This is a genomic window from Clostridioides sp. GD02404 (genome assembly GCF_045898275.1).
Lineage (GTDB): Bacteria > Bacillota > Clostridia > Peptostreptococcales > Peptostreptococcaceae > Clostridioides > Clostridioides difficile_A.
On record NZ_JBJOCA010000018.1, the window covers coordinates 62,205 to 85,478 of the forward strand.

Consider the following 23,274-nt stretch of genomic DNA (forward strand, 5'->3'; position numbering starts at 1 on the left):
CGATATGAGATATATCTCATATCGCACAAGATAAAGGGAGGAAATTCAAAATGGCTAAAGCTAAATACGAAAGAACAAAACCTCATGTTAATATAGGTACAATAGGACACGTTGACCACGGTAAAACTACATTAACAGCAGCAATAACAAAAACATTATATGACAGATATCAATTAGGAGAAGCAGTAGATTTCGCAAACATAGATAAAGCTCCAGAAGAAAGAGAAAGAGGAATCACAATATCAACAGCACACGTTGAGTATGAAACTCCAAACAGACACTACGCACACGTTGACTGCCCAGGACATGCTGACTACGTTAAGAACATGATAACAGGAGCAGCACAAATGGACGGAGCAATATTAGTTTGTTCAGCAACAGATGGACCAATGCCACAAACAAGAGAGCATATACTATTATCAAGACAAGTTGGTGTACCATATATAGTAGTATTCTTAAACAAATGTGACATGGTAGATGACGAAGAGTTATTAGAACTAGTAGAAATGGAAGTAAGAGATTTATTAACAGAATATGATTTCCCAGGAGATGATACTCCAATAATAAGAGGGTCAGCATTAATGGCATTAGAAGATCCAAAGAGCGAGTGGGGAAATAAGATAGTAGAATTATTCGAGCAAATAGATGAGTATATACCAGCTCCAGAGAGAGATACAGATAAACCATTCTTAATGCCAGTAGAGGACGTATTCTCAATCACAGGAAGAGGAACAGTTGCAACAGGAAGAGTAGAAAGAGGAGTACTAAAAGTACAAGACGAAGTAGAATTAGTAGGATTAACAGAAGCACCAAGAAAAGTAGTAGTAACAGGAGTAGAGATGTTCAGAAAATTATTAGACCAAGCACAAGCAGGGGATAATATAGGAGCATTATTAAGAGGAGTACAAAGAAGTGAGATAGAAAGAGGACAAGTACTAGCAAAAACTGGATCAGTAAAGGCACACACAAAGTTTACAGCAGAAGTATATGTACTTAAAAAAGAAGAGGGTGGAAGACATACACCATTCTTTGATGGATATAGACCACAATTCTATTTCAGAACAACAGACGTAACAGGAGCTTGTAAGTTACCAGATGGAATAGAAATGGTAATGCCTGGAGATAACGTAACAATGGAAGTAGACTTAATAAACTCAATAGTTGTAGAAGAGGGATTAAGATTCTCAATAAGAGAAGGTGGAAGAACAGTAGCTTCAGGAGTTGTTGCTACTATAATAGAGTAATCTTTTACTAAACTAATGGATTTAATATAGAAAAAGAGGGGATAACACCTCTCTTTTTTGTTTTTTGTTGACAAGTAGCACTAAAGCATATATACTAAACTAGTGCCTTGAGATAGATTAACAATCAAGTTTGAGGTTATGCTGTTGTAATAGAAAATAAAATTGAAAAAAATACAAAAAAAACTTGAAAAAATGTAACAGATGATATAAAATATAATAGTGTGCTTGAGAGATTAAGAAAATAAGAATTAAATCCTAGTGAAATACGAACTAATATCGATTTGAAAGTTACAACACACCCGGAGCAGTGTATCGGTATTGGTTGTACGCAACTTGAAAATTAAACACGTGATAAAGGAGGGAAAACAAAATGGCTAAGAATGAAAAAATAAGAATAAGATTAAAATCATATGATCACAAATTATTAGATTTTTCAGCAGGGAAAATAGTTGAAACTGCTAAAAAGGCTGGATCACAAGTTTCAGGACCTGTGCCTCTACCAACAGAAAAACAAATTGTAACTATATTAAGAGCTGTACATAAGTACAAAGACTCTAGAGAACAATTTGAAATAAGAACTCATAAAAGACTAATCGACATAGCTAATCCAACACCTAAAACAGTTGACTCATTAATGAGATTAGACTTACCAGCAGGTGTAGATATAGAAATAAAATTATAAGAACCCCTAAGATATTATCCTATAGATGATTATCTTAGAATGATTACTCTAAAAGATGTAATCCGCTGTAAGAATTATAGGAGGTGCTAATATGAAAGGAATATTAGGCAAAAAAGTTGGTATGACTCAAATATTCACTGATAAAGGTGTAGTTATACCTGTAACAGCTGTTGAAGCAGGACCTATGGTCGTTACTCAAATAAAAACAGTTGATAAAGATGGATACAATGCTATACAAATAGGTTTTGAAGATGCTAAAGAAAAAGCTTTAAACAAACCTAAAAAAGGACATTTAGCTGCTGCTAATGTTTTAAAGAAACATTTAAAAGAATTTAGAGTAGATTCTGTAGAAGGATACACAGTAGGACAAGAAATAAAAGCTGATGTATTTGAAGCAGGTGCAAAAATAGATGTTACTGGAATAAGTAAAGGTAAGGGATTCCAAGGTCCAATAAAAAGACATGGACAAAGTAGAGGTCCTGAAACTCACGGTTCTAGATACCACAGAAGACCAGGTTCAATGGGAGCTTGTTCTTACCCTGGTAGAGTATTTAAAAACAAAAAATTAGCTGGACACATGGGAAGCGTAAAGGTAACAGTTCAAAACTTAGAGGTTGTTAAAGTAGATGCTGATAAGAACCTTATATTAGTTAAGGGAGCTATACCAGGAGCTAAAGGTTCAGTAGTAACTATAAAAGAAGCTGTAAAGGTTTCTAAATAATGACTAACCTAGAGAAAGGAGGAATAACAATGCCAAAATTAAATGTACTAAATGTTAGTGGACAAAACGTTGGAGAAATAGAATTATCAGATTCTATATTTGGCGTAGAAGTTAATGGACATGTTTTATACGAAGTTGTAAAAAATCAATTAGCAAATAAGAGACAAGGAACTCAATCTGCTAAAACTAGAGCAGAAGTTAGAGGTGGCGGAAGAAAACCTTGGAAACAAAAAGGAACAGGTAGAGCAAGACAAGGTTCTACAAGATCTGTACAATGGGTAGGTGGAGGAGTTGCTTTTGCACCTAAGCCAAGAAGCTACAGATATACATTACCTAAGAAGGTAAGAAGATTAGCTATGAAGAGTGCTTTATCTTCAAAAGTACAAAATAGTGAAGTTATAGTATTAGATGCATTAAACATGGATGCTCCTAAAACTAAAGAATTCGCTCAAATATTAAATAATATAAATGCTGCTAAAAAAGCTTTAGTAGTTATAGCTGACAAAAACGATAACGTAATAAAATCAGCTAGAAATATAGAAGGTGTTCAAACTGCATTAGTTAATACTATGAACGTATATGATATATTAAAATATGATTCATTTATAATAACTACAGATGCTGTTAAAAAAGTGGAGGAGGTGTACGCATAATGACTAATCCACATGATGTAATAATAAGACCAGTTGTAACTGAGCACAGTATGGCTGAAATGGGTGAAAAAAAATACACTTTTGTTGTGGCTAAAGATGCGAACAAAACTGAAATAAAAAAAGCAGTAGAAAAAGTATTCGGAGTTAGTGTTGATAAAGTAAATACTTTAAACTACGATGGAAAAGTTAAAAGAATGGGTAGAACTCAAGGAAGAACATCAAGCTTTAAGAAAGCAGTAGTTAAATTAACTGCTGATAGTAAAGAAATAGAATTCTTCCAAGGAATGTAGTATTATAACAAACGAAGGAGGGAAAACAGATGGCTATAAAAAAGTTTAGACCAACTTCTCCTGCCTTAAGACAAATGACAGTTTTAGTTTCTGATGAAATAACATGTAATCAACCAGAGAAATCTCTTTTAGTTAACTTAAAGAAAAATGCTGGTAGAAACGTACATGGTAGAATAACTGTTCGTCATAGAGGTGGAGGACAAAAAAGAAAATATAGAATAATAGATTTTAAAAGAGATAAAGATGGTATACCTGCTAAGGTTGCTACTATAGAATATGATCCAAACAGAACTGCAAATATCGCATTATTAAACTATGCTGATGGTGAAAAAAGATATATATTAGCTCCAGTTGGAATTAATGTTGGAGATACTATATTATCAGGATTAGGTGCTGATATAAAGCCAGGAAACTGTTTAGCATTAAAAGATATGCCAGTTGGTACTATCATTCATAATATAGAATTAAAGCCAGGAAAAGGAGCTCAATTAGTTAGATCTGCTGGAGTTTCTGCACAATTAATGGCTAAAGAAGGAAAAAATGCTTTATTAAGATTACCATCAGGTGAGATGAGATTAGTAAGTATAAACTGTAAAGCTACTATAGGACAAGTTGGGAATATAGAGCACGGTAACGTAGTTATCGGTAAAGCAGGAAGAAAAAGACATATGGGAATAAGACCTACTGTAAGAGGTTCTGTAATGAACCCTAATGACCATCCACACGGTGGAGGGGAAGGTAGATCTCCAATAGGTAGACCATCTCCTGTTACTCCATGGGGTAAACCAGCTCTTGGATATAAAACTAGAAAGAAAAATAAAGCTTCAAATAAATTAATAGTATCAAGAAGAACTAAGTAGTAAATTTATTTTTGCTCGGAAAGGAGGAATATAAATGTCAAGATCAACTAAAAAAGGGCCTTTTGTCCATGCAAGACTTTTAAAGAAGATAGAAGCTATGAATGCTAGTGGAAGTAAAGAAGTTATAAAAACTTGGTCAAGATCTTCAACTGTATTTCCACAAATGGTAGAAAACACTATAGCTGTTCATGATGGAAGAAAACATGTTCCAGTATATATAACAGAAGATATGGTTGGACATAAATTAGGTGAGTTCGTTCCTACTAGAACTTTCAAAGGACATAAGGATGACGAAAAATCTAATAAGAGAAAATAATTAAATTATGACTAAGAAAGGAGGAATAACAATGGAAGCAAAAGCTACTGCTAAATACGTACGTGTATCACCAAGAAAAGCAGGCCAAATATGTGACCTTGTTAGAGGAAAGAATGTTGATGAAGCATTAGCAATATTAAAGTTTACTCCAAGAGGAGCAGCTTCAATAATAGCTAAGGTTGTAAAATCAGCTAAAGCTAACGCAGAAAACAATCACGAAATGGATACTGAAAAATTATATATAGCATCAATAGTTGCTAATCAAGGGCCAACAATGAAGAGATTCATGCCTAGAGCTATGGGTCGTGCAACTACAATAAGAAAAAGAACTTCTCATATAGAGGTTGTTGTTAAAGAGAAAAAATAATTAATAGATAGGAGGGAAAGTAATGGGTCAAAAGGTTAATCCACACGGCTTAAGAGTCGGTGTTATAAAAGATTGGGACTCAAGATGGTTCGCTACTGATAAAAAAGAGTTCGGAAACTTATTATTAGAAGACCATAATATACGTAAATTCTTAAAGAAAAGATTATACTCAGCTGGAGTTGCTAAGATAGAAATAGAAAGATCAGCTAATAAAATAAAAATGGACTTACACGTTGCTAAGCCAGGAGTAGTTATAGGAAGAGCTGGTGCAGGAATCGAAGCATTAAAAGTTGAATTAGAAAAAATGACAAAGAAAACTATAATAGTTAATATAGTAGAAGTAAGAAGTACAGATAAAAATGCTCAATTAGTAGCTGAAAATATAGCTTTAGCTATAGAGAGAAGAGTTGCTTTCAGAAGAGCAATGAAACAAGCTATACAAAGAGCAATGAAATCTGGTGCTAAAGGAATAAAAGTTTCTGCTTCTGGAAGATTAGGTGGAGCTGAGATGGCTAGAACTGAAGGTTATAGTGAAGGAAATGTGCCACTACAAACTTTAAGAGCAGATATAGATTATGGTTTCGCTGAAGCTGATACTACTTATGGAAAAATCGGTATAAAAGTTTGGATATGTAATGGTGAAGTTTTACCAACTAGAGACGGTGTAAATCCAAGAGAAGAAAGCAGAAAGAGCGATAGAAGAGACAATAAGAGAGATAACAGAAGAAACGATAGAAGAGGAAATGACAATAGAAACTATAGAGGAAATGATAACAGAGGAAATGATAACAGAGGAAACTACAGAGGACAAAGACCTCAAGGTGGATCAAGACCTCAAAGAACTGAAAACAAAGGAAATTAATAATAGTTAGGTTCAAGGAAGGAGGAAAAATACTCATGTTAATGCCAAAAAGAGTAAAGCGTCGTAGAGTTCATAGAGGAAGTATGGCTGGGCAAGCTCATAAAGGTAACAAAGTTACTTATGGTGAGTTTGGATTAGTAGCCTTAGAAGCTTCTTGGATAACTTCTAATCAAATAGAAGCTGCCAGAATCGCGATGACTAGATATATAAAAAGAGGGGGAAAGGTTTGGATAAAAATATTCCCTCATAAACCAGTAACAAGAAAACCAGCAGAAACTCGTATGGGTGCAGGGAAAGGTTCTCCAGAATATTGGGTAGCTGTAGTTAAGCCAGGAAGAGTTATGTTTGAATTAGCGGGTGTTTCTGAAGATAAGGCAAGAGAAGCTATGAGACTTGCTGCACATAAATTACCAATCAAATGTAAATTTGTGAAAAAAGAAGATTTAGAAGTAAAGGGTGGTGAATAGGATGAAAGCTAAAGAATTAAGAGATTTAACAAGCGAAGAGCTAATGAACAAATTAAACGACTTCAAAAGTGAATTATTTAGCTTAAGATTCCAATTAGCTACTGGTCAATTAGAAAATACAGCTAGAATAAAGTTTGTTAAGAAGGATATAGCAAAAGTTAAAACTGTTCTTGCTGAAAGAAAGTTATACGAAACTAGAGCTTAATTTGGAAAGGAGGCTTTTTAAACATGGAAAGAGGAAGAAGAAAAGTTAGAATAGGCCGTGTTGTTAGTGATAAGATGGATAAAACAATAGTAGTAGCTGTTGAAGAGTTTGTACGTCATCCACTATATAATAAACGTGTTAAGAGAACTAAAAAATTCAAGGCTCATGATGAAAAGAATATATGTAACATCGGAGATAGAGTTAAAATAATGGAAACTAGACCTTTATCAAAAGACAAGAGATTTAGACTAGTTGAAGTTGTTGAGAAAGTGAAATAGTTTTTGAAGAAGGAGGGATTACGATATGATACAACAAGAATCACGTCTAAGAGTTGCTGATAACTCAGGAGCTAAAGAAATTTTATGTATACGTGTTCTAGGCGGAAGTAAAAGAAGATATGGTAACATAGGTGACGTTATAGTTGCTACTGTTAAAAGTGCAACACCTGGTGGAGTTGTAAAAAAAGGTAAAGTTGTTAAAGCTGTTATAGTGAGAACTAAACAAGGCATGAGACGTAATGATGGAAGTTATATTTCTTTTGATGAGAATGCAGCTGTTATAATAAAAGACGATAAAACTCCAGTAGGGACTCGTATATTCGGGCCTGTTGCTAGAGAGTTAAGAGACAATGAATTCATGAAAATAGTTTCTCTTGCTCCAGAAGTACTATAATTAAGGAGGTGCAATAGGACATGATGCGTGTTAAAAAAGGTGACACTGTTGTAGTTATAGCAGGTAAAGATAAAGGTAAAAAAGGTTCAGTTTTAAAGGTATATCCTAAAGCTAGCAAAGTGTTAGTTGAAGGTGTAAATGTAATAACTAAACATCAAAAACCAAGTGCTATGAACCAACAAGGTGGAATAATAAATAAAGAAGCCCCAATACACATATCTAATGTAATGCCATTTGATCCTGAAACAGGAAAAGGCGTTAGAGTAAGATATGAAGTAAAAGATGGGAACAAAGTAAGAGTATCAGCAAAGAGCGGAAAAGAATTATAATAAATATTGCTTGAAAGGAGGGACCTTAAATGGCTTCTAGATTACAAGAAAAATACATGAAAGAAGTTGCTCCTGCTTTAATGGAGAAATTTGGATACAAAAACGTAATGGAGATACCTAAGTTAGATAAAATAGTTATTAACATGGGTATAGGTGACGCTAGAGAAAATCCAAAAGGATTAGAAAAAGGCGTTGAAGAATTAGAAATAATATCAGGACAAAAGCCTGTTATAACTAAAGCTAGAAAATCTGTTGCTAACTTCAAATTAAGAGAAGGAATGCCAATAGGAACAAAAGTTACATTAAGAGCTGACAAAATGTTCTACTTTATGGACAAACTAGTTTCTGTTTCTTTACCAAGAGTTAGAGACTTTAGAGGAGTTAACCCTAACGCTTTTGATGGTAGAGGAAACTATGCTTTAGGAGTTAAAGAACAATTAATATTCCCTGAAATAGAATATGATAAAATAGATAAAGTAAGAGGAATGGATATAATATTTGTTACTACAGCGAAAACTGACGAAGAAGCTCGTGAATTATTAAAATTATTAGGAATGCCATTTTCTAAGTAAGCAAAGGAGGGATTCCCGTGGCTAGAAAAGCGATGGTTGTTAAACAACAAAGAAAGCAAAAGTACGCTACTAGAGAATACACTAGATGTACTATATGCGGAAGACCGCATTCAGTTTTGAAAAAATTTGGTATATGCCGTATATGCTTTAGAGAATTAGCTTATAAAGGTCAAATACCTGGTGTTAGAAAAGCAAGCTGGTAGAAGCTTGATTAGAATGGAAGGAGGGCAACAAAATGACAATGACAGATCCAATTGCAGATATGCTTACTCGTATAAGAAATGCTAATGTTGTTAAGCATGAAACTGTAGATGTTCCAGCTTCTAATATTAAGAAAGAGTTAGCTAGAATCTTATTAGAAGAAGGTTTCATAAGAGGTTATGATGTTATAGAAGACGGAAAACAAGGTATCATAAGAATACAATTAAAGTACGGACAAGAAGGCGAAAGAGTTATAACAGGTCTTAAGAAAATATCTAAGCCTGGTATGAGAGTTTACGCTGCTAATCACGAGATACCAAAAGTATTAAACGGATTAGGAATATCAGTTATATCTACTTCAAAAGGAATATTAACTGACAAGCAAGCTAGAAAAGAAAATGTTGGTGGAGAAGTAATCTGCTACGTTTGGTAATTAATATGAACAATGTAAGGAGGTGCGACCATGTCAAGAATAGGTGTTAAGCCAATAATAATACCAGCAGGTGTTGAAGTTACTATAGCTGAAGGAAATTTAGTTACAGTAAAAGGTCCAAAAGGAACTTTAACTAAACAATTAAGTGCTGAGTTAAACATAAAAAAAGAAGAAAATACAATAATGGTTGAAAGACCAACTGATAATAAAAAACATAGATCTTTACACGGATTAACTAGAACTTTATTAGATAATATGGTTGTAGGTGTAAATACTGGTTTCGAAAAGAAATTAGAACTAAAAGGTGTTGGATATAGAGCTCAAAAACAAGGAAATAAATTAGTTATGAACTTAGGTTTCTCTCATCCAGTTGAAATGGAAGATCCAGAAGGAATAACTGTTGAAGCTCCAAACCAAACAGAGTTAATAGTAAAAGGTATAGACAAGCAATTAGTAGGAAATTATGCTGCTAAGATAAGAGCTTGGAGAAAACCAGAGCCATACAAAGGTAAAGGTATAAAATACGTTGATGAAGTAATCAGACGTAAAGAAGGAAAAACTGGTAAAAAATAATACCAAAACTTAAACGCTAGAAAGGAGTGAGCTAGGTGTTAAAAAAAGCTGATAAAAATGCTAATAGACTTCAAAGACATAAGAGAGTTCGTAGAAAAATAAGCGGTACTTCTCAAAGACCAAGATTATGTGTATTTAGAAGTGCTAATAATATATATGCTCAAATAATAGATGACACAAACAGAGTAACTCTAGTTGCTGCATCTTCTTTAGAAGCAGAAGTTAAGAGTGCTGTCAATCATACAGGAAACAAGGAAGCAGCTAAGAAAGTTGGAGAATTAGTTGCTAAAAAAGCTGTTGAAAAAGGAATCACTGAAGTTGTATTTGACAGAGGTGGATACTTATATCATGGAAGAATTCAAGAATTAGCTGAAGGTGCTAGAGAAGCTGGTCTTAAGTTCTAATACGAAGGAGGGAAAAATACATGCTACGTCGTAAGCCGATAGATGCAGGACAACTTGACTTACAAGAAAAAGTTGTTGAAGTAAGACGTGTTACTAAGGTTGTAAAAGGTGGTAGAAACTTCAGATTTGCAGCGTTAGTAGTTGTTGGAGATGAAAACGGACACGTTGGTATAGGTGCTGGGAAGGCAATGGAAGTACCAGATGCTATAAAAAAAGCAGTTGAAGATGCTAAGAAAAATCTAATAGTAGTGCCAATAGTTGGGACTACAATTCCTCACGAAGTACGCGGACACTTTGGTGCTGGAAATATATTAATAATGCCTGCTGTAGAAGGTACAGGAGTAATAGCTGGGGGACCTGCTAGAGCCGTACTTGAGCTAGCTGGACTAAAAGACGTTAGAGCTAAGTCTTTAGGATCTAACAATCCAAGAAATATGGTAAATGCTACAATAGAAGGACTTAATTCTCTAAAAACAGTTGAAGATATAGCTAAACTTAGAGGTAAAAAAGTTGAAGAACTTCTAGGGTAAGGAGGTAGTGTAAAATGGCTAAATTACAAATAAAGTTAGTTAGAAGTGTTATAGGAACTACTCCTAACCAAAAAAAGAATGTTGAAGCGTTAGGATTAAGAAAAAGAGAACAAGTTGTTGTAAAAGAAGACAATGCTCAAACAAGAGGTATGATAAATAAAGTGAGTCACTTATTAGAAGTAACTGAAATAGCTGAATAATTTTTATAAAGTAGTGCAAGGAGGTGCAATCCATGAAGTTACATGAGTTAAAACCTGCTGAAGGTGCAGTAAGAGCTAAAAGAAGATTAGGTAGAGGTACTGCAACTGGACAAGGTAAAACTGCAGGGCGTGGACAAAAAGGTCAATGGTCTCGTTCTGGTGGTGGAGTAAGAGTAGGATTTGAAGGTGGACAAATGCCACTAGCTAGAAGACTTCCTAAGAGAGGTTTCAATAACATATTTAAGAAAGTTTACACAGAAGTTAATGTGGAAGTTTTAAATAGATTTGAAAATGGAACAGAAATAACTGCAGAATTATTAAAATCTACTAAAACTATAAGCAAGATAGGTAAAGATGGAATCAAAATCTTAGGTGAAGGTAATTTAGAGAAAGCTTTAACTGTTAAAGCTGCTAAATTTACAGCTTCAGCTCAAGAAAAAATAGAAAAAGCTGGTGGAAAAGCAGAGTTAGTATAATAACCTGCTAATCTCCTAGCCAGTACAGGCGGGGTGAATTAGCGTGCTGTCAAAATTAAAACAAGCTTGGAAGATTAAAGCAGTAAGAAAAAAAGTAATGTATACACTTATGATGATCGTGATATTCAGAATAGGTACTACTATACCAGTTCCAGGCATAGACACTAGTATTATACAAAAGATGGTAGGCGGCAATAGTCTACTTTCTCTGTATAATATGTTTACTGGTGGAGCATTTAGTAACTTTTCACTATTTGCTTTAGGTATAAGTCCATATATTACTGCATCAATCATAATACAACTTCTAACAGTAGGTTTTGAGAGTCTAGCAGAACTTCAAAAATCTGGTGAAGAAGGAAAGAAAAAAATTAATAAGTACACTAAATATACAGCACTAGCTCTAGCAGTTGTACAAGCTTTGGGAATTACATTAGGAATTGTAAGAAGTGCTTTAATATCAAATAGTGTGTTTTTTATATCAACTGTTGTAATAACATTAGTTTCAGCAAGTATGTTAGTAATGTGGATTGGGGACAAAATTACTGAAAAAGGAATCGGTAATGGTAGTTCAGTGATAATATTTGCAGGTATAATATCAAGAATACCAACAGATGTTATTAAAATCGCGCAACAAGTTAAATCTGGTCAAGTTGCACCTTGGGTTATAATACTTCTAATTGTAGTTATATTACTTACAGTTACAGGTGTTACATTCATACAAGAAGCAACTAGAAAGATACCTGTACAATATGCTAAAAGAGTTGTTGGAAGAAAGATGTATGGAGGACAAAGTTCTCATATACCAATGAAAGTTAACCAATCAGGAGTTATGCCTATAATTTTTGCTAGTTCACTTTTAGCTTTTCCTCAAACAATAGCGATGTTTATGGGACCAAATGCTCAAGCTTTTGTTCAAAAATACTTAAGTATGGCAACAGAACAAGGATTTTGGACATATAGATCAATTGAGATTCTACTTATAATTTTCTTCTCATATTTTTATACAACTGTATCATTCAATACAGAAGATATATCTAAAAATATGAAAAACAATGGTGGATTTATACCAGGTATAAGACCAGGTGAACCTACTATGGATTATTTAAATAGAATTTTAACTAGATTAACTTTAGCTGGAGCAACTTTCTTAGCAATAATTGCTATGGTGCCAGCTCTTACAACACATTATATGAAAGTAAATATGAGTCTAGCTGGGACTTCATTGCTAATCGTTGTTGGGGTTGCTTTGGAACTTAAGAGACAGTTAGAGTCAAACTTAGTTATGAGAAGCTATCAAGGTTTCTTAAAATAAAATGGAGATGGATAATATGAGAATAATATTACTTGGACCTCCAGGTGCTGGTAAAGGTACTCAGGCGGCAGGAATAGTAGAAAAATACAATATACCTCATATATCAACAGGAGATATATTCAGAAAGAATATAAAAGAGGGAACAGAACTTGGAAAAAAAGCTAAAGAATACATGGACCAAGGTTTATTAGTACCAGATGAGTTAACTGTAGGTTTAGTTACTGATAGAATATCTCAAGAAGACTGTAAAAATGGATTTATGTTAGATGGATTTCCAAGAAATGTAGCACAAGGAGAACACTTAGATGTATTCTTAAAAAATACTGGTATAGAACTAGATAAAGTTGTTAATATTGAAGTTGACAAGAGCATACTAGTATCTAGAGCAGTTGGTAGAAGAATATGTAAGTCTTGTGGAGCTACTTACCATGTTGAGTTTAATCCTCCTAAAGTAGAAGGTGTATGTGATGTATGCCAAGGAGAATTATATCAAAGAGCTGATGATAATGAAGAAACTGTATCTAAGAGAATACAAGTTTATCTAGATGAAACAAAACCTTTAGTAGACTATTATGGCAAGCAAGGTATAATAGCAGATATAAAAGGTGACCAAGCAATAGATAAAGTATTTGAAGATATTGTCTCAGCTTTAGGAAGTGGAAAATAAATGATTATCTTGAAATCAAAAAAAGAAATAGAACTTCTAAGAGAAGCTGGAAAAATTGTTGCTGATACTCATGAAGTTTTAAGAAAAGCTATTTCTCCGGGAATATCTACTTTAGAATTAGATAAAATAGCTGAAGAGAATATAAGAAAATATAATGCAAAACCTTCTTTTAAAGGATATGGAGGTTTTCCAGGAAGTATATGTGCTTCTATCAATAGAGAAGTAGTACATGGGATTCCAGGAGAAACCATATTAAAAGAAGGAGACATTATAAGCTTAGATATAGGAGCCTATTATAAAGGATATCATGGTGATTCTGCGAAAACTCACGGAGTAGGCATGATATCTGAAGAAGATAGGAAATTGATAGAAGTAACTAGAGAAAGCTTCTATGAAGGAATAAAATTTGCTAAATTAGGATATAGACTTTCAGATATCTCACACGCAGTACAAACACACGTTGAGAAACATGGTTTCTCAGTAGTTAGAGATTTAGTGGGTCATGGAGTTGGAGCAAATCTTCATGAAGATCCACAAGTACCTAATTATGGACTCCCAGGAAAAGGACCAAGACTTAGAGAAGGAATGGTTATTGCTATAGAGCCAATGGTTAATGCAGGTCGTTATCATGTAAAGACTCTATCAGATGGGTGGACGACTGTTACAATAGATGGAAAAAAATCAGCTCATTATGAGCATACGATAGCAATTACTGAACATGAACCTTTGATATTGACAAAGTTGTAATTTAAAAAGTAGGTGAAAAAAGTGCTATCAGATAATTTAAGTATAGGTCAAGTTGTTAAAGTTTCATTAGGACGAGATAAAGGAAATTTATTTTTCGTAGTCAAAATAGTTAATAATGAATATGTATTAATAGCTGATGGAAAGAAAAGAAAACTTGACAAACCTAAGTTAAAGAAAGTGAAGCACTTAAAAAAATATAATTTTATTAATGATGAAGTTAGAAAAAGAGTAGTATCTGGACAAGAAATTACAGATTCTTTTTTAAGAGCTGAACTTACTAAGTTAAATTAGATAATTTAACTTATTGAAATGGAGGGCTGGTTAGTTAATGGCCAAAAAAGATGTTATAGAATTAGAAGGTACAGTTTCAGAAGCTTTACCTAATGCTATGTTCAAAGTTAAACTAGAAAATGGACATGAGATATTATGCCACATTTCTGGAAAGCTAAGAATGAACTTCATAAGAATTCTTGAAGGTGACAAGGTGAATGTTGAACTTTCTCCATATGACCTTACAAGAGGAAGAATTACTTGGCGTAAGAAGTAGACTATATTAATATTTAGTCTAAGGAGGGATTAATAATGAAGGTTAGACCATCAGTAAAACCAATATGTGAAAAATGTAAAGTAATAAAAAGAAAAGGAAAAGTAATGGTTATCTGTGAAAATCCAAAGCATAAGCAAAAGCAAGGATAAGAAATTATTACTAGTATTTTGTTAAAATTTATAGTATAATACTATATTGTGATGTTAACAAAAGAACGTTAAAATCGTTGAACAATCTGGCGTAGGATTGGTATATGATACGAAGTTTTAAACACTAAAAACTATGTGTAGGAGGTGCGATCATGGCAAGAATAGCTGGGGTAGATTTACCTAGAGAAAAAAGAGCGGAGATAGGCTTAACTTATATATATGGTATAGGTAAAGCAACTGCTAACGAAATATTAGCTAAGGCTGAGATAAATCCAGATACTAGAATAAAAGATTTATCAGAAGATCAAGTTAATGATTTAAGAAAAGTTATAGATGACGATTTCTTAGTTGAAGGTGACTTAAGAAGAGAAATTGCTTTAAACATAAAGAGATTAAGAGATATAAAATGTTATAGAGGAATAAGACACGCTAAAGGTCTTCCATTAAGAGGACAAAGAACTAAGACTAATGCTAGAACTAGAAAAGGTCCTAGAAAAACAGTATCTCGTAAAAAGAAAAAATAAATAAATAATAATTAGATGAAGGAGGGAAAAGGAAAATGGCTAAACCAAAAAAGAAAGTTACACGTATTAGAAGAAGAGAACGTAAAAATATAGAACGTGGTCATGCTCATATACAATCAACTTTCAATAATACAATAATAACTTTAACTGACGTTCATGGAAATGCTATATCTTGGGCAAGTTCTGGACAATTAGGATTCAAAGGATCAAGAAAATCAACTCCATTTGCATCTCAAATGGCTGCTGAAACAGCTGCAAAAGCTGCGATGGAACACGGACTAAAAAGTGTTGAGGTATTCGTAAAGGGGCCAGGTTCAGGAAGAGAAGCTGCAATAAGAGCTTTACAAGCAACTGGACTAGAAGTAACTATGATAAAAGACGTTACTCCAATCCCACATAACGGATGCAGACCACCAAAGAGAAGAAGAGTGTAATTAAGAAGAGTACAAATAGGAGGTGTAGATAAATGGCAAGATATACAGGTGCATCATGTAGACAATGCCGTAGAGAGGGAATGAAATTATTCCTTAAAGGTGATAGATGTTATACAGATAAATGTGCTATAGTAAAAAGAAACTATGCTCCAGGTCAACATGGCCAAGGGAGAAAGAAAGTTTCTAACTATGGATTACAATTAAGAGAAAAACAAAAAGTTAAAAGAATATATGGAGTTTTAGAAACTCAATTTAGAAACTTATATGAACGTGCTGAAAATATGCCTGGTAAAGCAGGTGAAAACTTATTAAGTTTATTAGAGAGAAGATTAGATAATGTAGTTTACAGAATGGGACTAGCATCTTCTAGAAAAGAAGCTAGACAATTAGTAGCTCATGGTCATTTCACTTTAAATGGAAATAAAGTAGACATACCTTCATTAGTAGTTAAAGTTGGGGATGTTATAGAAGTTAAAGAGAAATCAAGATCTTCTGCAAAATTCAAAAATTTAGTAGAAGTTAACTCAAGAATAGCTCCTAAATGGTTAGAAGCTAATGTAGAAGGAATGACAGCAAAAGTAGTTGGTGTTCCAACAAGAGAAGATATAGACCTTGAGATAGCTGAACACTTAATCATAGAACTTTACTCTAAATAATAAGCACACTTTTAAAAATTATTTTAAAATTTTGTTTACCCTCAGTGGATTACTGAATTTTAAGGAGGGTTTTGTCCATGATAGAAATAGAAAAGCCAAAAGTAGATATAGTTGAGCTTAGCGAAGACTATAGATATGGTAAGTTTGTTATAGAACCTCTAGAAAGAGGATATGGAATAACTATAGGTAACGCATTAAGAAGAATATTATTATCATCATTACCAGGTGTAGCGGTAAATGCTATAAAAATAGATGGAGTTCTTCATGAATTCTCTACAATACCTGGTGTTAAAGAAGATGTTACTGAGATAATATTAACTTTAAAAGAGCTTTCAGCAACTATAGATGGTGAAGGAAGTAGAACACTTAAAATAGAGGCTCAAGGACCATGCTCTATCACAGGTGCAGATATAATCTGTCCTCCAGATGTTGAAATATTAAGTAAAGATTTAGCAATAGCTACATTAGATGATAATGCTAAACTTAATATGGAGATATTTGTAGATAAAGGTAGAGGATATGTTTCTGCTGAAGAAAATAAAACAGAGAATGTTCCAATAGGTGTTTTACCTGTGGATTCAATATATACTCCTGTTGAGAAAGTTAGTTATCATGTGGAAAACACAAGAGTTGGTCAAAAAACAGATTATGATAAATTAGTGCTAGAAGTATGGACTAATGGTAGTATAAATCCTCAAGAGGGTATATCATTAGCTGCGAAAGTATTAGTTGAGCATTTAAATCTATTTATAGACTTAACTGAACATGTAAGTAGTGTTGAAATCATGGTAGAAAAAGAAGAAGATCAAAAAGAAAAAGTTCTTGAGATGACTATAGAAGAATTAGATTTATCAGTTAGATCATATAACTGTTTAAAGAGAGCGGGAATTAATACAGTTGAAGAATTAGCTAATAAATCTGAGGATGATATGATGAAGGTTAGAAACCTAGGTAAGAAGTCATTAGAAGAGGTAATACAAAAACTAGAGGAACTTGGACTAGGATTAAAACCAAGTGAAGAATAGCGAGCAAAGGAGGGATAAGAATGGCTAAGTACCGTAAATTAGGACGTGAAACAGCTCACAGAAACCTTATGTTAAGAAACTTAGTAACTTGCTTACTAAGAAGTGGAAGAATAGAAACTACAGTGACTAGAGCGAAAGAAACTCGTAGAATGGCTGAAAAGATGATAACTCTTGCTAAAAGAGGAGATCTTCATGCTAGAAGACAAGTTTTAGCTTATGTTATGGATGAAACAGTAGTTAATAACTTATTCACAGATTTAGCTCCAAAATATGCTGAGAGAAATGGTGGATACACTAGAATAATAAAAATAGGGCCAAGAAAAGGCGATGCTGCTGAAATGGCTTTTATAGAATTAGTATAGTAAGGAAAGGATTAGGCTTGATGGCTTAATCTTTTTTTTATTTTTTTGACTCAGGTGTGATATAATAATGTGTAAAATGATTTTTATAAGTTATTGCTTACTAAAAGGAGTATGAATTAATGGATAATATAGTAAAGGTAAATAATATTTCGTTTGAGTATATTACAGATGAAGCAAAACTTAAAGCAATAGATAATTTAAGCCTAGATGTTAAAAAAGGAGAATTTGTTGCGATAATAGGACATAATGGTTCTGGTAAGTCTACTTTATCTAAAAACTTAAATGCAATTCTTATGCCTACTGAGGGAAACATTCTTATTGATGGAATGGATACTAAGGAGGAAGAACGATTATGGGATATAAGACAAACTGCAGGCATGGTATTTCAAAACCCAGATAATCAAATAGTTGCTACAATAGTAGAAGAAGATGTTGCGTTTGGACCTGAAAACTTAGGTGTAGAGCCTAAAGAAATAAGGCGTATTGTAGAGGAATCTTTAAAGAGTGTAGGTATGTATGATTTAAGAGGTAGACAACCACACTTGTTATCAGGTGGTCAAAAACAAAGAGTTGCAATAGCAGGAATTATTGCTATGAGGCCTAAATGTATAATATTTGATGAAGCAACAGCAATGTTAGACCCATCTGGAAGAAAAGAAGTTATGAAAACAATAAAAAGACTTAATAAAGAAGAAAATATAACTGTTATACATATAACACACTTTATGGAAGAAGCAGTAGAGGCAGATAGAGTTGTGGTTATGGAAAAAGGGAAAAAAATCTTAGAGGGAACTCCTAGAGAAGTATTCAGTGAAATAAAGATGCTAAAGGAAATCGGTTTAGATGTACCTTGTATGACAGAATTATCTAGTTTATTAATAGAAGAAGGAATGAATATTAGTAGTGATATATTAACTGTGGATGAGATGGTGATGGAATTATGTCAATTATAGTAAAGAATTTAACACACATATATAATGAAGGGATGCCTTTTGCAAGTAAGGCACTTGATGATGTTTCTTTTGAGATTAAAGATAGAGATTTTGTTGGTCTCATAGGTCATACAGGTTCAGGAAAATCTACATTAATACAACATTTAAATGGATTATTAAAGCCTTCCTCAGGAGAAATATTTATAAATGATTTTAATATAACAGATAAAAACTTGAATTTAACTGAGATTAGAAAAAGGGTAGGTGTTGTATTTCAATATCCAGAATACCAATTGTTTGAAGAAACGATTGATAAAGACATAGCCTTTGGACCTGCTAATTTAGGCTTAGAGGAGTCTGAGATACATAATAGGGTGAAAGCATCAATGGAAGCTGTAGGACTTGATTATGAGGAATTTAAGGACAAATCTCCTTTTGAATTATCTGGTGGTCAAAAGCGTAGGGTAGCAATTGCTGGAGTTATAGCTATGAACCCAGAAGTTCTTATACTGGATGAACCTACTGCTGGTCTTGATCCTGGAGGAAGAGATGAAATTTTTAATTTAATAAAGGATTTACATGAAAAAAACAATATGACTATAATACTGTCATCTCATAGTATGGATGATATGGCAAAACTAGCAAAGACTTTAATTGTTATGAATCATGGTAGAATAGAATTTATGGGAACTCCTAGAGAAGTATTTAAATCAAATGCTAGTAAATTGAAAGAGATAGGATTAGATATTCCACAAGTTTTAGAGCTTGCATTGAAATTGAGACAAAAAGGATTTAACATCAGAGAAGATATATTGACTTTAGAGGAAGCAAAACAAGAAATATTAAAAGTTGTGAGAGGACGAGGATTATGTTAAAAGATATAACTATAGGGCAATACTACCCAACAAGTTCTGCTATTCATAAATTAGATCCAAGGATAAAACTTGTAGCAACAATTGTATTTATGGTGTCTATATTTGTAGTAAATAAATTTTGGCCTTATATAGTAGTTTTATTATGTTTATTAGGTATGATAAAGTTAGCTAATATACCAGTTAAGTATATTATTAAAGGTGTAAAGCCTCTTAAATGGATTATTTTATTTACATTTCTTATAAATATTTTTTTCTTGCCAGGTGATGAAATATGGTCATTTGGATTTTTAGCAATAACAAAACAAGGTCTAAGACAAGCAATTTTTATGGCAATAAGACTTATATTTTTAGTGGTTGGGACATCTTTACTTACTCTAACTACTTCTCCAATAGAATTAACAGATGGTATAGAAAGATTGCTTAACCCATTTAAAAAAATTGGTTTACCAGTACATGAGCTTGCAATGATGATGACAATTGCTTTACGTTTTATTCCTACATTATTGGATGAAACAGATAAAATAATGAAAGCTCAAATGTCTAGAGGAGCAGATTTTGAAAGTAAAAACCTTATAAATAGAGCTAAGAACTTAGTGCCTCTTTTGGTGCCATTATTTGTGAGTGCGTTTAGAAGAGCTGATGAATTAGCTATGGCCATGGAAGCTAGATGTTATAGAGGTGGACACAATAGAACTAAAATGAGAGAGTCTGTCATAGCAAAGGGAGACTATATAGCATGTGTATTCCAAGTTGTTTATTTAGGCGTGATTATAGCTACTAGATTTATAGTAATTTAATAGAAACATAGATATAAACGAGGTAAAGTATGAGAAATATAAAAATTACAATCCAATATAATGGCAGTAATTATTGTGGATGGCAAAAACAACCTGATTCTTTAGGAATACAGGGTACAATAGAAAAGGCTATATATGATATAACAAGGGAAGAAGTTAAACTCATAGGGTCAGGTAGAACTGATTCAGGAGTTCATGCTATTGGTCAAATTGCAAATTTTAAAATTAATTCAGACATAAATGTAGAAAGTATACCAATGGCTTTAAATGCTAAACTACCAAAGGATATATCAATTATAAAAGCATGTGAAGTTAAGGAAGATTTCCATTCAAGGTATAGTGCAAAAGGTAAAACATATAAATATTTAATATATAATAGCAAGTTTAGAAATCCGATACTTAGTGATATATCGTATCAAGTAAAATATGAACTTGATTTTGATAAAATGTGTTTAGAGTCAAAGAGTATTTTAGGAACACATGACTTTAAAGGTTTTATGAGTACTGGTTCATCTGTAAAAGATACAATTAGAACTATATATGATATTGATATCAATAAAAATGATGACTTAATTGTCATAGAAATTAGTGGAAATGGATTTTTATATAATATGGTAAGAATTATTGTTGGAACACTTATTGATATAGGTCGTGGTAGGATTAATGAGTCATTTTTAGATATAATAGAATCTAAAACTAGGTCAAAATGTGGACATACAGCTCCAGCACAAGGATTATTTCTTAAAAAAGTTCATTATTAACTTGACACACCAGGCTACATGTATTAAAATATATGAGAATGTGTTAATAAGTCCACTTGCCCCGGACTTGACATAAACGGTAAAAAAATTTTATGAGAAATAGTTAAGGAGGGACAGTTATGAAAAGTTATATAGCTAAGCCAGCTGATGTACAAAGAAAATGGTACTTAGTTGACGCTGAAGGTAAAACACTAGGTCGTTTAGCAACAGAAATAGCGACAGTATTGAGAGGTAAACATAAACCAACATTTACTCCTCACGTTGATGGTGGAGATTTTGTTGTTGTAGTAAATGCAGGAAAGATAGTTTTAAGTGGTAAAAAATTAGATCAAAAATATTACAGATACCATACTGGTTATGTAGGTGGATTAAAAGAAATATCTTACAGAGATATGATGGATAAGAAACCAGAAGAAGTTATAGCACATGCTGTAAGTGGTATGTTACCTAAGAACAAATTAAGAAGCAGAATGATGACTAGATTAAGAGTATTCGCAGGTGCTGAACACACTCATGCAGCTCAAAATCCAGAAGTTTTAAACTTTAAGTAAGATTAATAGGTGAAAGGAGGAGTTTATAATGGCTAACGTTCAATATTATGGAACTGGAAGAAGAAAAAGTTCTGTTGCTAGAGTAAGACTAGTTGCAGGTGAAGGAAATATATTAGTAAATGGAAGAGCATTAGAAAATTATTTTAACTATGAAACACTAATAAGAGATGTTAAACAACCATTAGTTTTAACTGGAAATGAAAATAAATATGATGTTATAGTAAAAGTTGAAGGTGGAGGATTCACTGGACAAGCTGGAGCTATAAGACATGGTATATCTAGAGCTTTATTAAAAGCTGATTTAGATTTAAGACCTGCTTTAAAGAAAGAAGGTTTCTTAACTAGAGATGCAAGAATGAAGGAAAGAAAGAAATACGGATTAAAAGCAGCAAGAAGAGCTCCACAATTCTCAAAAAGATAATTACTTATTTTTTTGGAAAAACAAAATACTTTATATATTTTTATTTAAAAAGTATTTGTATGTTAAAAATGTTGGGTTTGAATTAAGAGTGATATACAATAAAATAATAAGATATTTTATTAGGATGTTTTTCTGTAGGGAAAGCATCCTTTTTTATTTATATAATGGAAAGACTATGCATTAGATTTATTTAATGCAATAGCATTATTAACAAAAGTAGTTTATATATTAATAATTAAAAATTTTATATACTATAATAACATAGTCTATGAATATACATTAGTATAATTCGTAGACTATGTTATTATAAATTATATGATTTGTTGTCAAAATAATAGTTATTCAATAGTAGATAAGAGTATTAAATTAAAGAGGTTAATAATATATAATATTGAAAGCACATATATCGATATTGATAAATCAATATAATAAATGGAAATTGATAATTAGAAAAGGAGAATTTAAATGTTTGTACTAATATTTGGAATATTATAGTGTTTTTATAAGTATACATATACAGGGTGATGTTGTGAGAAAGTACATAAAACATATAATTTTTAGTTTTGTTATGGTGTGCCTAGTAATAGTGTCAATATTTGAAGTGAAAAATATATCTGAAGATGTTATTAAGTATATGCCAGTAACAAATAAAACAATAATTTTAGACGCTGGTCATGGGGGTATTGACCCAGGTGCGTTAAATAAGGATAAGAGCACATCTGAAAAGGATATTAACTTAGCTATAACACTTAAGCTTAGAGAGCTTATAGAATCAAGCGGAGGTCTTGTAATATTGACTAGAGAAGATGATAGTAGTCTTTACAAAGAGGGAAATAATAAAACAACAAGACAAAAGTATAATGAAAATTTGAAAAATAGGAAAGAAATGATATCAAATTCTAATGCTAACATGTTCGTCTCCATACATCTCAATGCATTTGAACAATCAAAATACTATGGAGCTCAAACTTTTTATCCTAAAGACAAACAAGATAGTAAAGAGCTATCAAAGTGTATTCAAGAAGAACTTAAAAGAGTAGTAGATAAAACAAATAATAGAGAAGTCAAGCCTAGAGATGATATATATCTTTTAAAAGAGAACAATATTCCATCAGTACTAATAGAGTGTGGTTTTTTATCGAATGAAAAAGAATGTAAACTTTTGACTGATGAAACATATCAAGAGAAGATAGCATGGGCGATATACATAGGAATACAAAAATATCTAAGTTAAAGTTACTATATAAATAAGTCTGAATATGTAAATAGCTTGTATTAAAGCAGTTAAAATGCATTAATATAGGCTATTTTTGTTTTGACAAAAAAATATTTAAAATAAAAGTTAAAAAAGCGTTGACTTGAAATCATATAGATGGTATTATATATGAGTGCCCAAAAGGAGCACAAAAATACGACAAAAGAACTTTGAAAATTAAACAGTAGGTTAATTTATAAAC

General features: G+C 32.5%; 40 protein-coding genes. All 40 read left to right on the forward strand.

Translation table 11 applies throughout. The features are described 5' to 3' along the window. Window positions 1-50 precede the first annotated feature (50 nt). The 40 genes from tuf to cwlD all read left to right on the forward strand — a co-directional run bounded on the left by tuf (window position 51) and on the right by cwlD (window position 23,051). Window positions 51-1,244, forward strand: coding sequence for an elongation factor Tu (gene tuf / locus Q3287_RS11985; RefSeq protein WP_054268673.1), 1,194 nt, complete (start codon window positions 51-53; stop codon window positions 1,242-1,244). A 370-nt stretch (window positions 1,245-1,614) separates the two neighbouring features. Beyond that, complete coding sequence (gene rpsJ / locus Q3287_RS11990; RefSeq protein ID WP_054268679.1) at window positions 1,615-1,926, forward strand: 30S ribosomal protein S10; 312 nt, start codon at window positions 1,615-1,617, stop codon at window positions 1,924-1,926. Window positions 1,927-2,017: 91 nt separating this feature from the next. Next, window positions 2,018-2,647 (forward strand): 50S ribosomal protein L3, encoded by a 630-nt coding sequence (rplC, locus tag Q3287_RS11995; protein ID WP_021386632.1) that lies wholly within the window; start codon window positions 2,018-2,020, stop codon window positions 2,645-2,647. Between the two features lie 29 nt (window positions 2,648-2,676). Further along, window positions 2,677-3,300, forward strand: coding sequence for a 50S ribosomal protein L4 (gene rplD / locus Q3287_RS12000; RefSeq protein WP_054268680.1), 624 nt, complete (start codon window positions 2,677-2,679; stop codon window positions 3,298-3,300). Then, complete coding sequence (rplW, locus tag Q3287_RS12005) at window positions 3,300-3,590, forward strand: 50S ribosomal protein L23 (RefSeq protein ID WP_003435681.1); 291 nt, start codon at window positions 3,300-3,302, stop codon at window positions 3,588-3,590. Before rplD ends, rplW begins: the two co-directional genes overlap by 1 nt. Before the next feature lie 29 nt (window positions 3,591-3,619). Beyond that, window positions 3,620-4,450, forward strand: coding sequence for a 50S ribosomal protein L2 (gene rplB / locus Q3287_RS12010; RefSeq protein ID WP_003421168.1), 831 nt, complete (start codon window positions 3,620-3,622; stop codon window positions 4,448-4,450). Window positions 4,451-4,484: 34 nt separating this feature from the next. Then, complete coding sequence (gene rpsS / locus Q3287_RS12015) at window positions 4,485-4,766, forward strand: 30S ribosomal protein S19 (RefSeq protein ID WP_021386634.1); 282 nt, start codon at window positions 4,485-4,487, stop codon at window positions 4,764-4,766. Window positions 4,767-4,797: 31 nt separating this feature from the next. Further along, on the forward strand, window positions 4,798-5,133 hold the full coding sequence (gene rplV / locus Q3287_RS12020; RefSeq protein ID WP_009887891.1) for a 50S ribosomal protein L22: 336 nt from the start codon (window positions 4,798-4,800) through the stop codon (window positions 5,131-5,133). A 22-nt stretch (window positions 5,134-5,155) separates the two neighbouring features. Beyond that, window positions 5,156-5,995, forward strand: coding sequence for a 30S ribosomal protein S3 (gene rpsC / locus Q3287_RS12025; RefSeq protein WP_054268681.1), 840 nt, complete (start codon window positions 5,156-5,158; stop codon window positions 5,993-5,995). A 35-nt stretch (window positions 5,996-6,030) separates the two neighbouring features. Further along, a complete protein-coding gene (gene rplP / locus Q3287_RS12030; protein WP_003421160.1) occupies window positions 6,031-6,462 on the forward strand; it encodes a 50S ribosomal protein L16 in 432 nt (143 codons plus the stop codon). A 1-nt stretch (window position 6,463) separates the two neighbouring features. Further along, a complete protein-coding gene (gene rpmC, locus Q3287_RS12035; protein WP_003421158.1) occupies window positions 6,464-6,667 on the forward strand; it encodes a 50S ribosomal protein L29 in 204 nt (67 codons plus the stop codon). A gap of 23 nt (window positions 6,668-6,690) precedes the next feature. Continuing rightward, window positions 6,691-6,945 carry a 30S ribosomal protein S17 gene (gene rpsQ, locus Q3287_RS12040; protein WP_003421156.1) on the forward strand — a complete coding sequence of 85 codons (255 nt, stop codon included), beginning with the start codon at window positions 6,691-6,693 and terminating at the stop codon, window positions 6,943-6,945. Window positions 6,946-6,970: 25 nt separating this feature from the next. Further along, the gene (gene rplN, locus Q3287_RS12045) at window positions 6,971-7,339 is read left to right on the forward strand and encodes a 50S ribosomal protein L14 (RefSeq protein ID WP_021382511.1); all 369 of its coding nucleotides are present in this window, start codon (window positions 6,971-6,973) and stop codon (window positions 7,337-7,339) included. A 23-nt stretch (window positions 7,340-7,362) separates the two neighbouring features. Continuing rightward, complete coding sequence (gene rplX, locus Q3287_RS12050) at window positions 7,363-7,668, forward strand: 50S ribosomal protein L24 (RefSeq protein WP_021382513.1); 306 nt, start codon at window positions 7,363-7,365, stop codon at window positions 7,666-7,668. Window positions 7,669-7,697: 29 nt separating this feature from the next. Then, window positions 7,698-8,240, forward strand: coding sequence for a 50S ribosomal protein L5 (gene rplE / locus Q3287_RS12055; protein ID WP_021382514.1), 543 nt, complete (start codon window positions 7,698-7,700; stop codon window positions 8,238-8,240). Window positions 8,241-8,257: 17 nt separating this feature from the next. Then, window positions 8,258-8,443: a type Z 30S ribosomal protein S14 gene (locus Q3287_RS12060; RefSeq protein WP_003421149.1), complete on the forward strand. Its 186-nt coding sequence runs from the start codon at window positions 8,258-8,260 to the stop codon at window positions 8,441-8,443. Between the two features lie 32 nt (window positions 8,444-8,475). Beyond that, complete coding sequence (rpsH, locus tag Q3287_RS12065) at window positions 8,476-8,874, forward strand: 30S ribosomal protein S8 (protein WP_021382525.1); 399 nt, start codon at window positions 8,476-8,478, stop codon at window positions 8,872-8,874. A gap of 30 nt (window positions 8,875-8,904) precedes the next feature. Further along, window positions 8,905-9,447, forward strand: a complete 543-nt coding sequence (rplF, locus tag Q3287_RS12070) for a 50S ribosomal protein L6 (protein ID WP_054275568.1) — start codon at window positions 8,905-8,907, stop codon at window positions 9,445-9,447. 35 nt (window positions 9,448-9,482) lie between these two features. Further along, window positions 9,483-9,851 (forward strand): 50S ribosomal protein L18, encoded by a 369-nt coding sequence (rplR, locus tag Q3287_RS12075; RefSeq protein WP_054268683.1) that lies wholly within the window; start codon window positions 9,483-9,485, stop codon window positions 9,849-9,851. Window positions 9,852-9,871: 20 nt separating this feature from the next. Continuing rightward, window positions 9,872-10,381, forward strand: a complete 510-nt coding sequence (gene rpsE / locus Q3287_RS12080; protein WP_003421138.1) for a 30S ribosomal protein S5 — start codon at window positions 9,872-9,874, stop codon at window positions 10,379-10,381. A gap of 14 nt (window positions 10,382-10,395) precedes the next feature. Continuing rightward, the gene (gene rpmD, locus Q3287_RS12085) at window positions 10,396-10,581 is read left to right on the forward strand and encodes a 50S ribosomal protein L30 (RefSeq protein WP_003421137.1); all 186 of its coding nucleotides are present in this window, start codon (window positions 10,396-10,398) and stop codon (window positions 10,579-10,581) included. Window positions 10,582-10,613: 32 nt separating this feature from the next. After that, window positions 10,614-11,057 (forward strand): 50S ribosomal protein L15, encoded by a 444-nt coding sequence (rplO, locus tag Q3287_RS12090; protein ID WP_003421135.1) that lies wholly within the window; start codon window positions 10,614-10,616, stop codon window positions 11,055-11,057. A 43-nt stretch (window positions 11,058-11,100) separates the two neighbouring features. Beyond that, window positions 11,101-12,369: a preprotein translocase subunit SecY gene (gene secY, locus Q3287_RS12095; RefSeq protein ID WP_054268684.1), complete on the forward strand. Its 1,269-nt coding sequence runs from the start codon at window positions 11,101-11,103 to the stop codon at window positions 12,367-12,369. A 16-nt stretch (window positions 12,370-12,385) separates the two neighbouring features. Further along, window positions 12,386-13,036, forward strand: coding sequence for an adenylate kinase (locus Q3287_RS12100; RefSeq protein WP_054268685.1), 651 nt, complete (start codon window positions 12,386-12,388; stop codon window positions 13,034-13,036). Then, window positions 13,037-13,783 carry a type I methionyl aminopeptidase gene (gene map, locus Q3287_RS12105; protein WP_407964133.1) on the forward strand — a complete coding sequence of 249 codons (747 nt, stop codon included), beginning with the start codon at window positions 13,037-13,039 and terminating at the stop codon, window positions 13,781-13,783. A 21-nt stretch (window positions 13,784-13,804) separates the two neighbouring features. Then, window positions 13,805-14,074: an RNA-binding protein gene (locus Q3287_RS12110; RefSeq protein ID WP_021382520.1), complete on the forward strand. Its 270-nt coding sequence runs from the start codon at window positions 13,805-13,807 to the stop codon at window positions 14,072-14,074. Window positions 14,075-14,111: 37 nt separating this feature from the next. Beyond that, window positions 14,112-14,330 (forward strand): translation initiation factor IF-1, encoded by a 219-nt coding sequence (infA, locus tag Q3287_RS12115; protein ID WP_003421127.1) that lies wholly within the window; start codon window positions 14,112-14,114, stop codon window positions 14,328-14,330. 35 nt (window positions 14,331-14,365) lie between these two features. Next, window positions 14,366-14,479, forward strand: a complete 114-nt coding sequence (gene rpmJ, locus Q3287_RS12120) for a 50S ribosomal protein L36 (RefSeq protein ID WP_002509257.1) — start codon at window positions 14,366-14,368, stop codon at window positions 14,477-14,479. 152 nt (window positions 14,480-14,631) lie between these two features. After that, window positions 14,632-15,003, forward strand: coding sequence for a 30S ribosomal protein S13 (gene rpsM / locus Q3287_RS12125; RefSeq protein ID WP_021382517.1), 372 nt, complete (start codon window positions 14,632-14,634; stop codon window positions 15,001-15,003). 35 nt (window positions 15,004-15,038) lie between these two features. After that, window positions 15,039-15,437, forward strand: a complete 399-nt coding sequence (gene rpsK, locus Q3287_RS12130; RefSeq protein WP_003421122.1) for a 30S ribosomal protein S11 — start codon at window positions 15,039-15,041, stop codon at window positions 15,435-15,437. A 32-nt stretch (window positions 15,438-15,469) separates the two neighbouring features. Beyond that, complete coding sequence (gene rpsD, locus Q3287_RS12135) at window positions 15,470-16,093, forward strand: 30S ribosomal protein S4 (RefSeq protein WP_021382518.1); 624 nt, start codon at window positions 15,470-15,472, stop codon at window positions 16,091-16,093. A gap of 77 nt (window positions 16,094-16,170) precedes the next feature. Next, window positions 16,171-17,118: a DNA-directed RNA polymerase subunit alpha gene (locus Q3287_RS12140; RefSeq protein WP_003427733.1), complete on the forward strand. Its 948-nt coding sequence runs from the start codon at window positions 16,171-16,173 to the stop codon at window positions 17,116-17,118. Window positions 17,119-17,138: 20 nt separating this feature from the next. Then, complete coding sequence (gene rplQ, locus Q3287_RS12145) at window positions 17,139-17,480, forward strand: 50S ribosomal protein L17 (RefSeq protein WP_003421117.1); 342 nt, start codon at window positions 17,139-17,141, stop codon at window positions 17,478-17,480. 119 nt (window positions 17,481-17,599) lie between these two features. Then, window positions 17,600-18,433 carry an energy-coupling factor transporter ATPase gene (locus tag Q3287_RS12150; RefSeq protein WP_054268686.1) on the forward strand — a complete coding sequence of 278 codons (834 nt, stop codon included), beginning with the start codon at window positions 17,600-17,602 and terminating at the stop codon, window positions 18,431-18,433. Then, window positions 18,421-19,287 (forward strand): energy-coupling factor transporter ATPase, encoded by an 867-nt coding sequence (locus Q3287_RS12155; protein ID WP_054275570.1) that lies wholly within the window; start codon window positions 18,421-18,423, stop codon window positions 19,285-19,287. The genes Q3287_RS12150 and Q3287_RS12155 overlap by 13 nt, the downstream gene beginning before the upstream one ends. Then, complete coding sequence (locus Q3287_RS12160; RefSeq protein WP_054275571.1) at window positions 19,281-20,084, forward strand: energy-coupling factor transporter transmembrane protein EcfT; 804 nt, start codon at window positions 19,281-19,283, stop codon at window positions 20,082-20,084. Before Q3287_RS12155 ends, Q3287_RS12160 begins: the two co-directional genes overlap by 7 nt. Window positions 20,085-20,113: 29 nt before the next feature. Continuing rightward, window positions 20,114-20,845 (forward strand): tRNA pseudouridine(38-40) synthase TruA, encoded by a 732-nt coding sequence (truA, locus tag Q3287_RS12165; protein ID WP_074179356.1) that lies wholly within the window; start codon window positions 20,114-20,116, stop codon window positions 20,843-20,845. Between the two features lie 119 nt (window positions 20,846-20,964). After that, the gene (gene rplM, locus Q3287_RS12170; RefSeq protein ID WP_021382526.1) at window positions 20,965-21,396 is read left to right on the forward strand and encodes a 50S ribosomal protein L13; all 432 of its coding nucleotides are present in this window, start codon (window positions 20,965-20,967) and stop codon (window positions 21,394-21,396) included. Window positions 21,397-21,424: 28 nt separating this feature from the next. Next, complete coding sequence (gene rpsI / locus Q3287_RS12175) at window positions 21,425-21,817, forward strand: 30S ribosomal protein S9 (protein WP_003421105.1); 393 nt, start codon at window positions 21,425-21,427, stop codon at window positions 21,815-21,817. A gap of 529 nt (window positions 21,818-22,346) precedes the next feature. Beyond that, entirely contained in the window at window positions 22,347-23,051 is a 705-nt protein-coding gene (cwlD, locus tag Q3287_RS12180) for an N-acetylmuramoyl-L-alanine amidase CwlD (protein WP_074179374.1), read from the forward strand. Window positions 23,052-23,274: the final 223 nt, after the last annotated feature.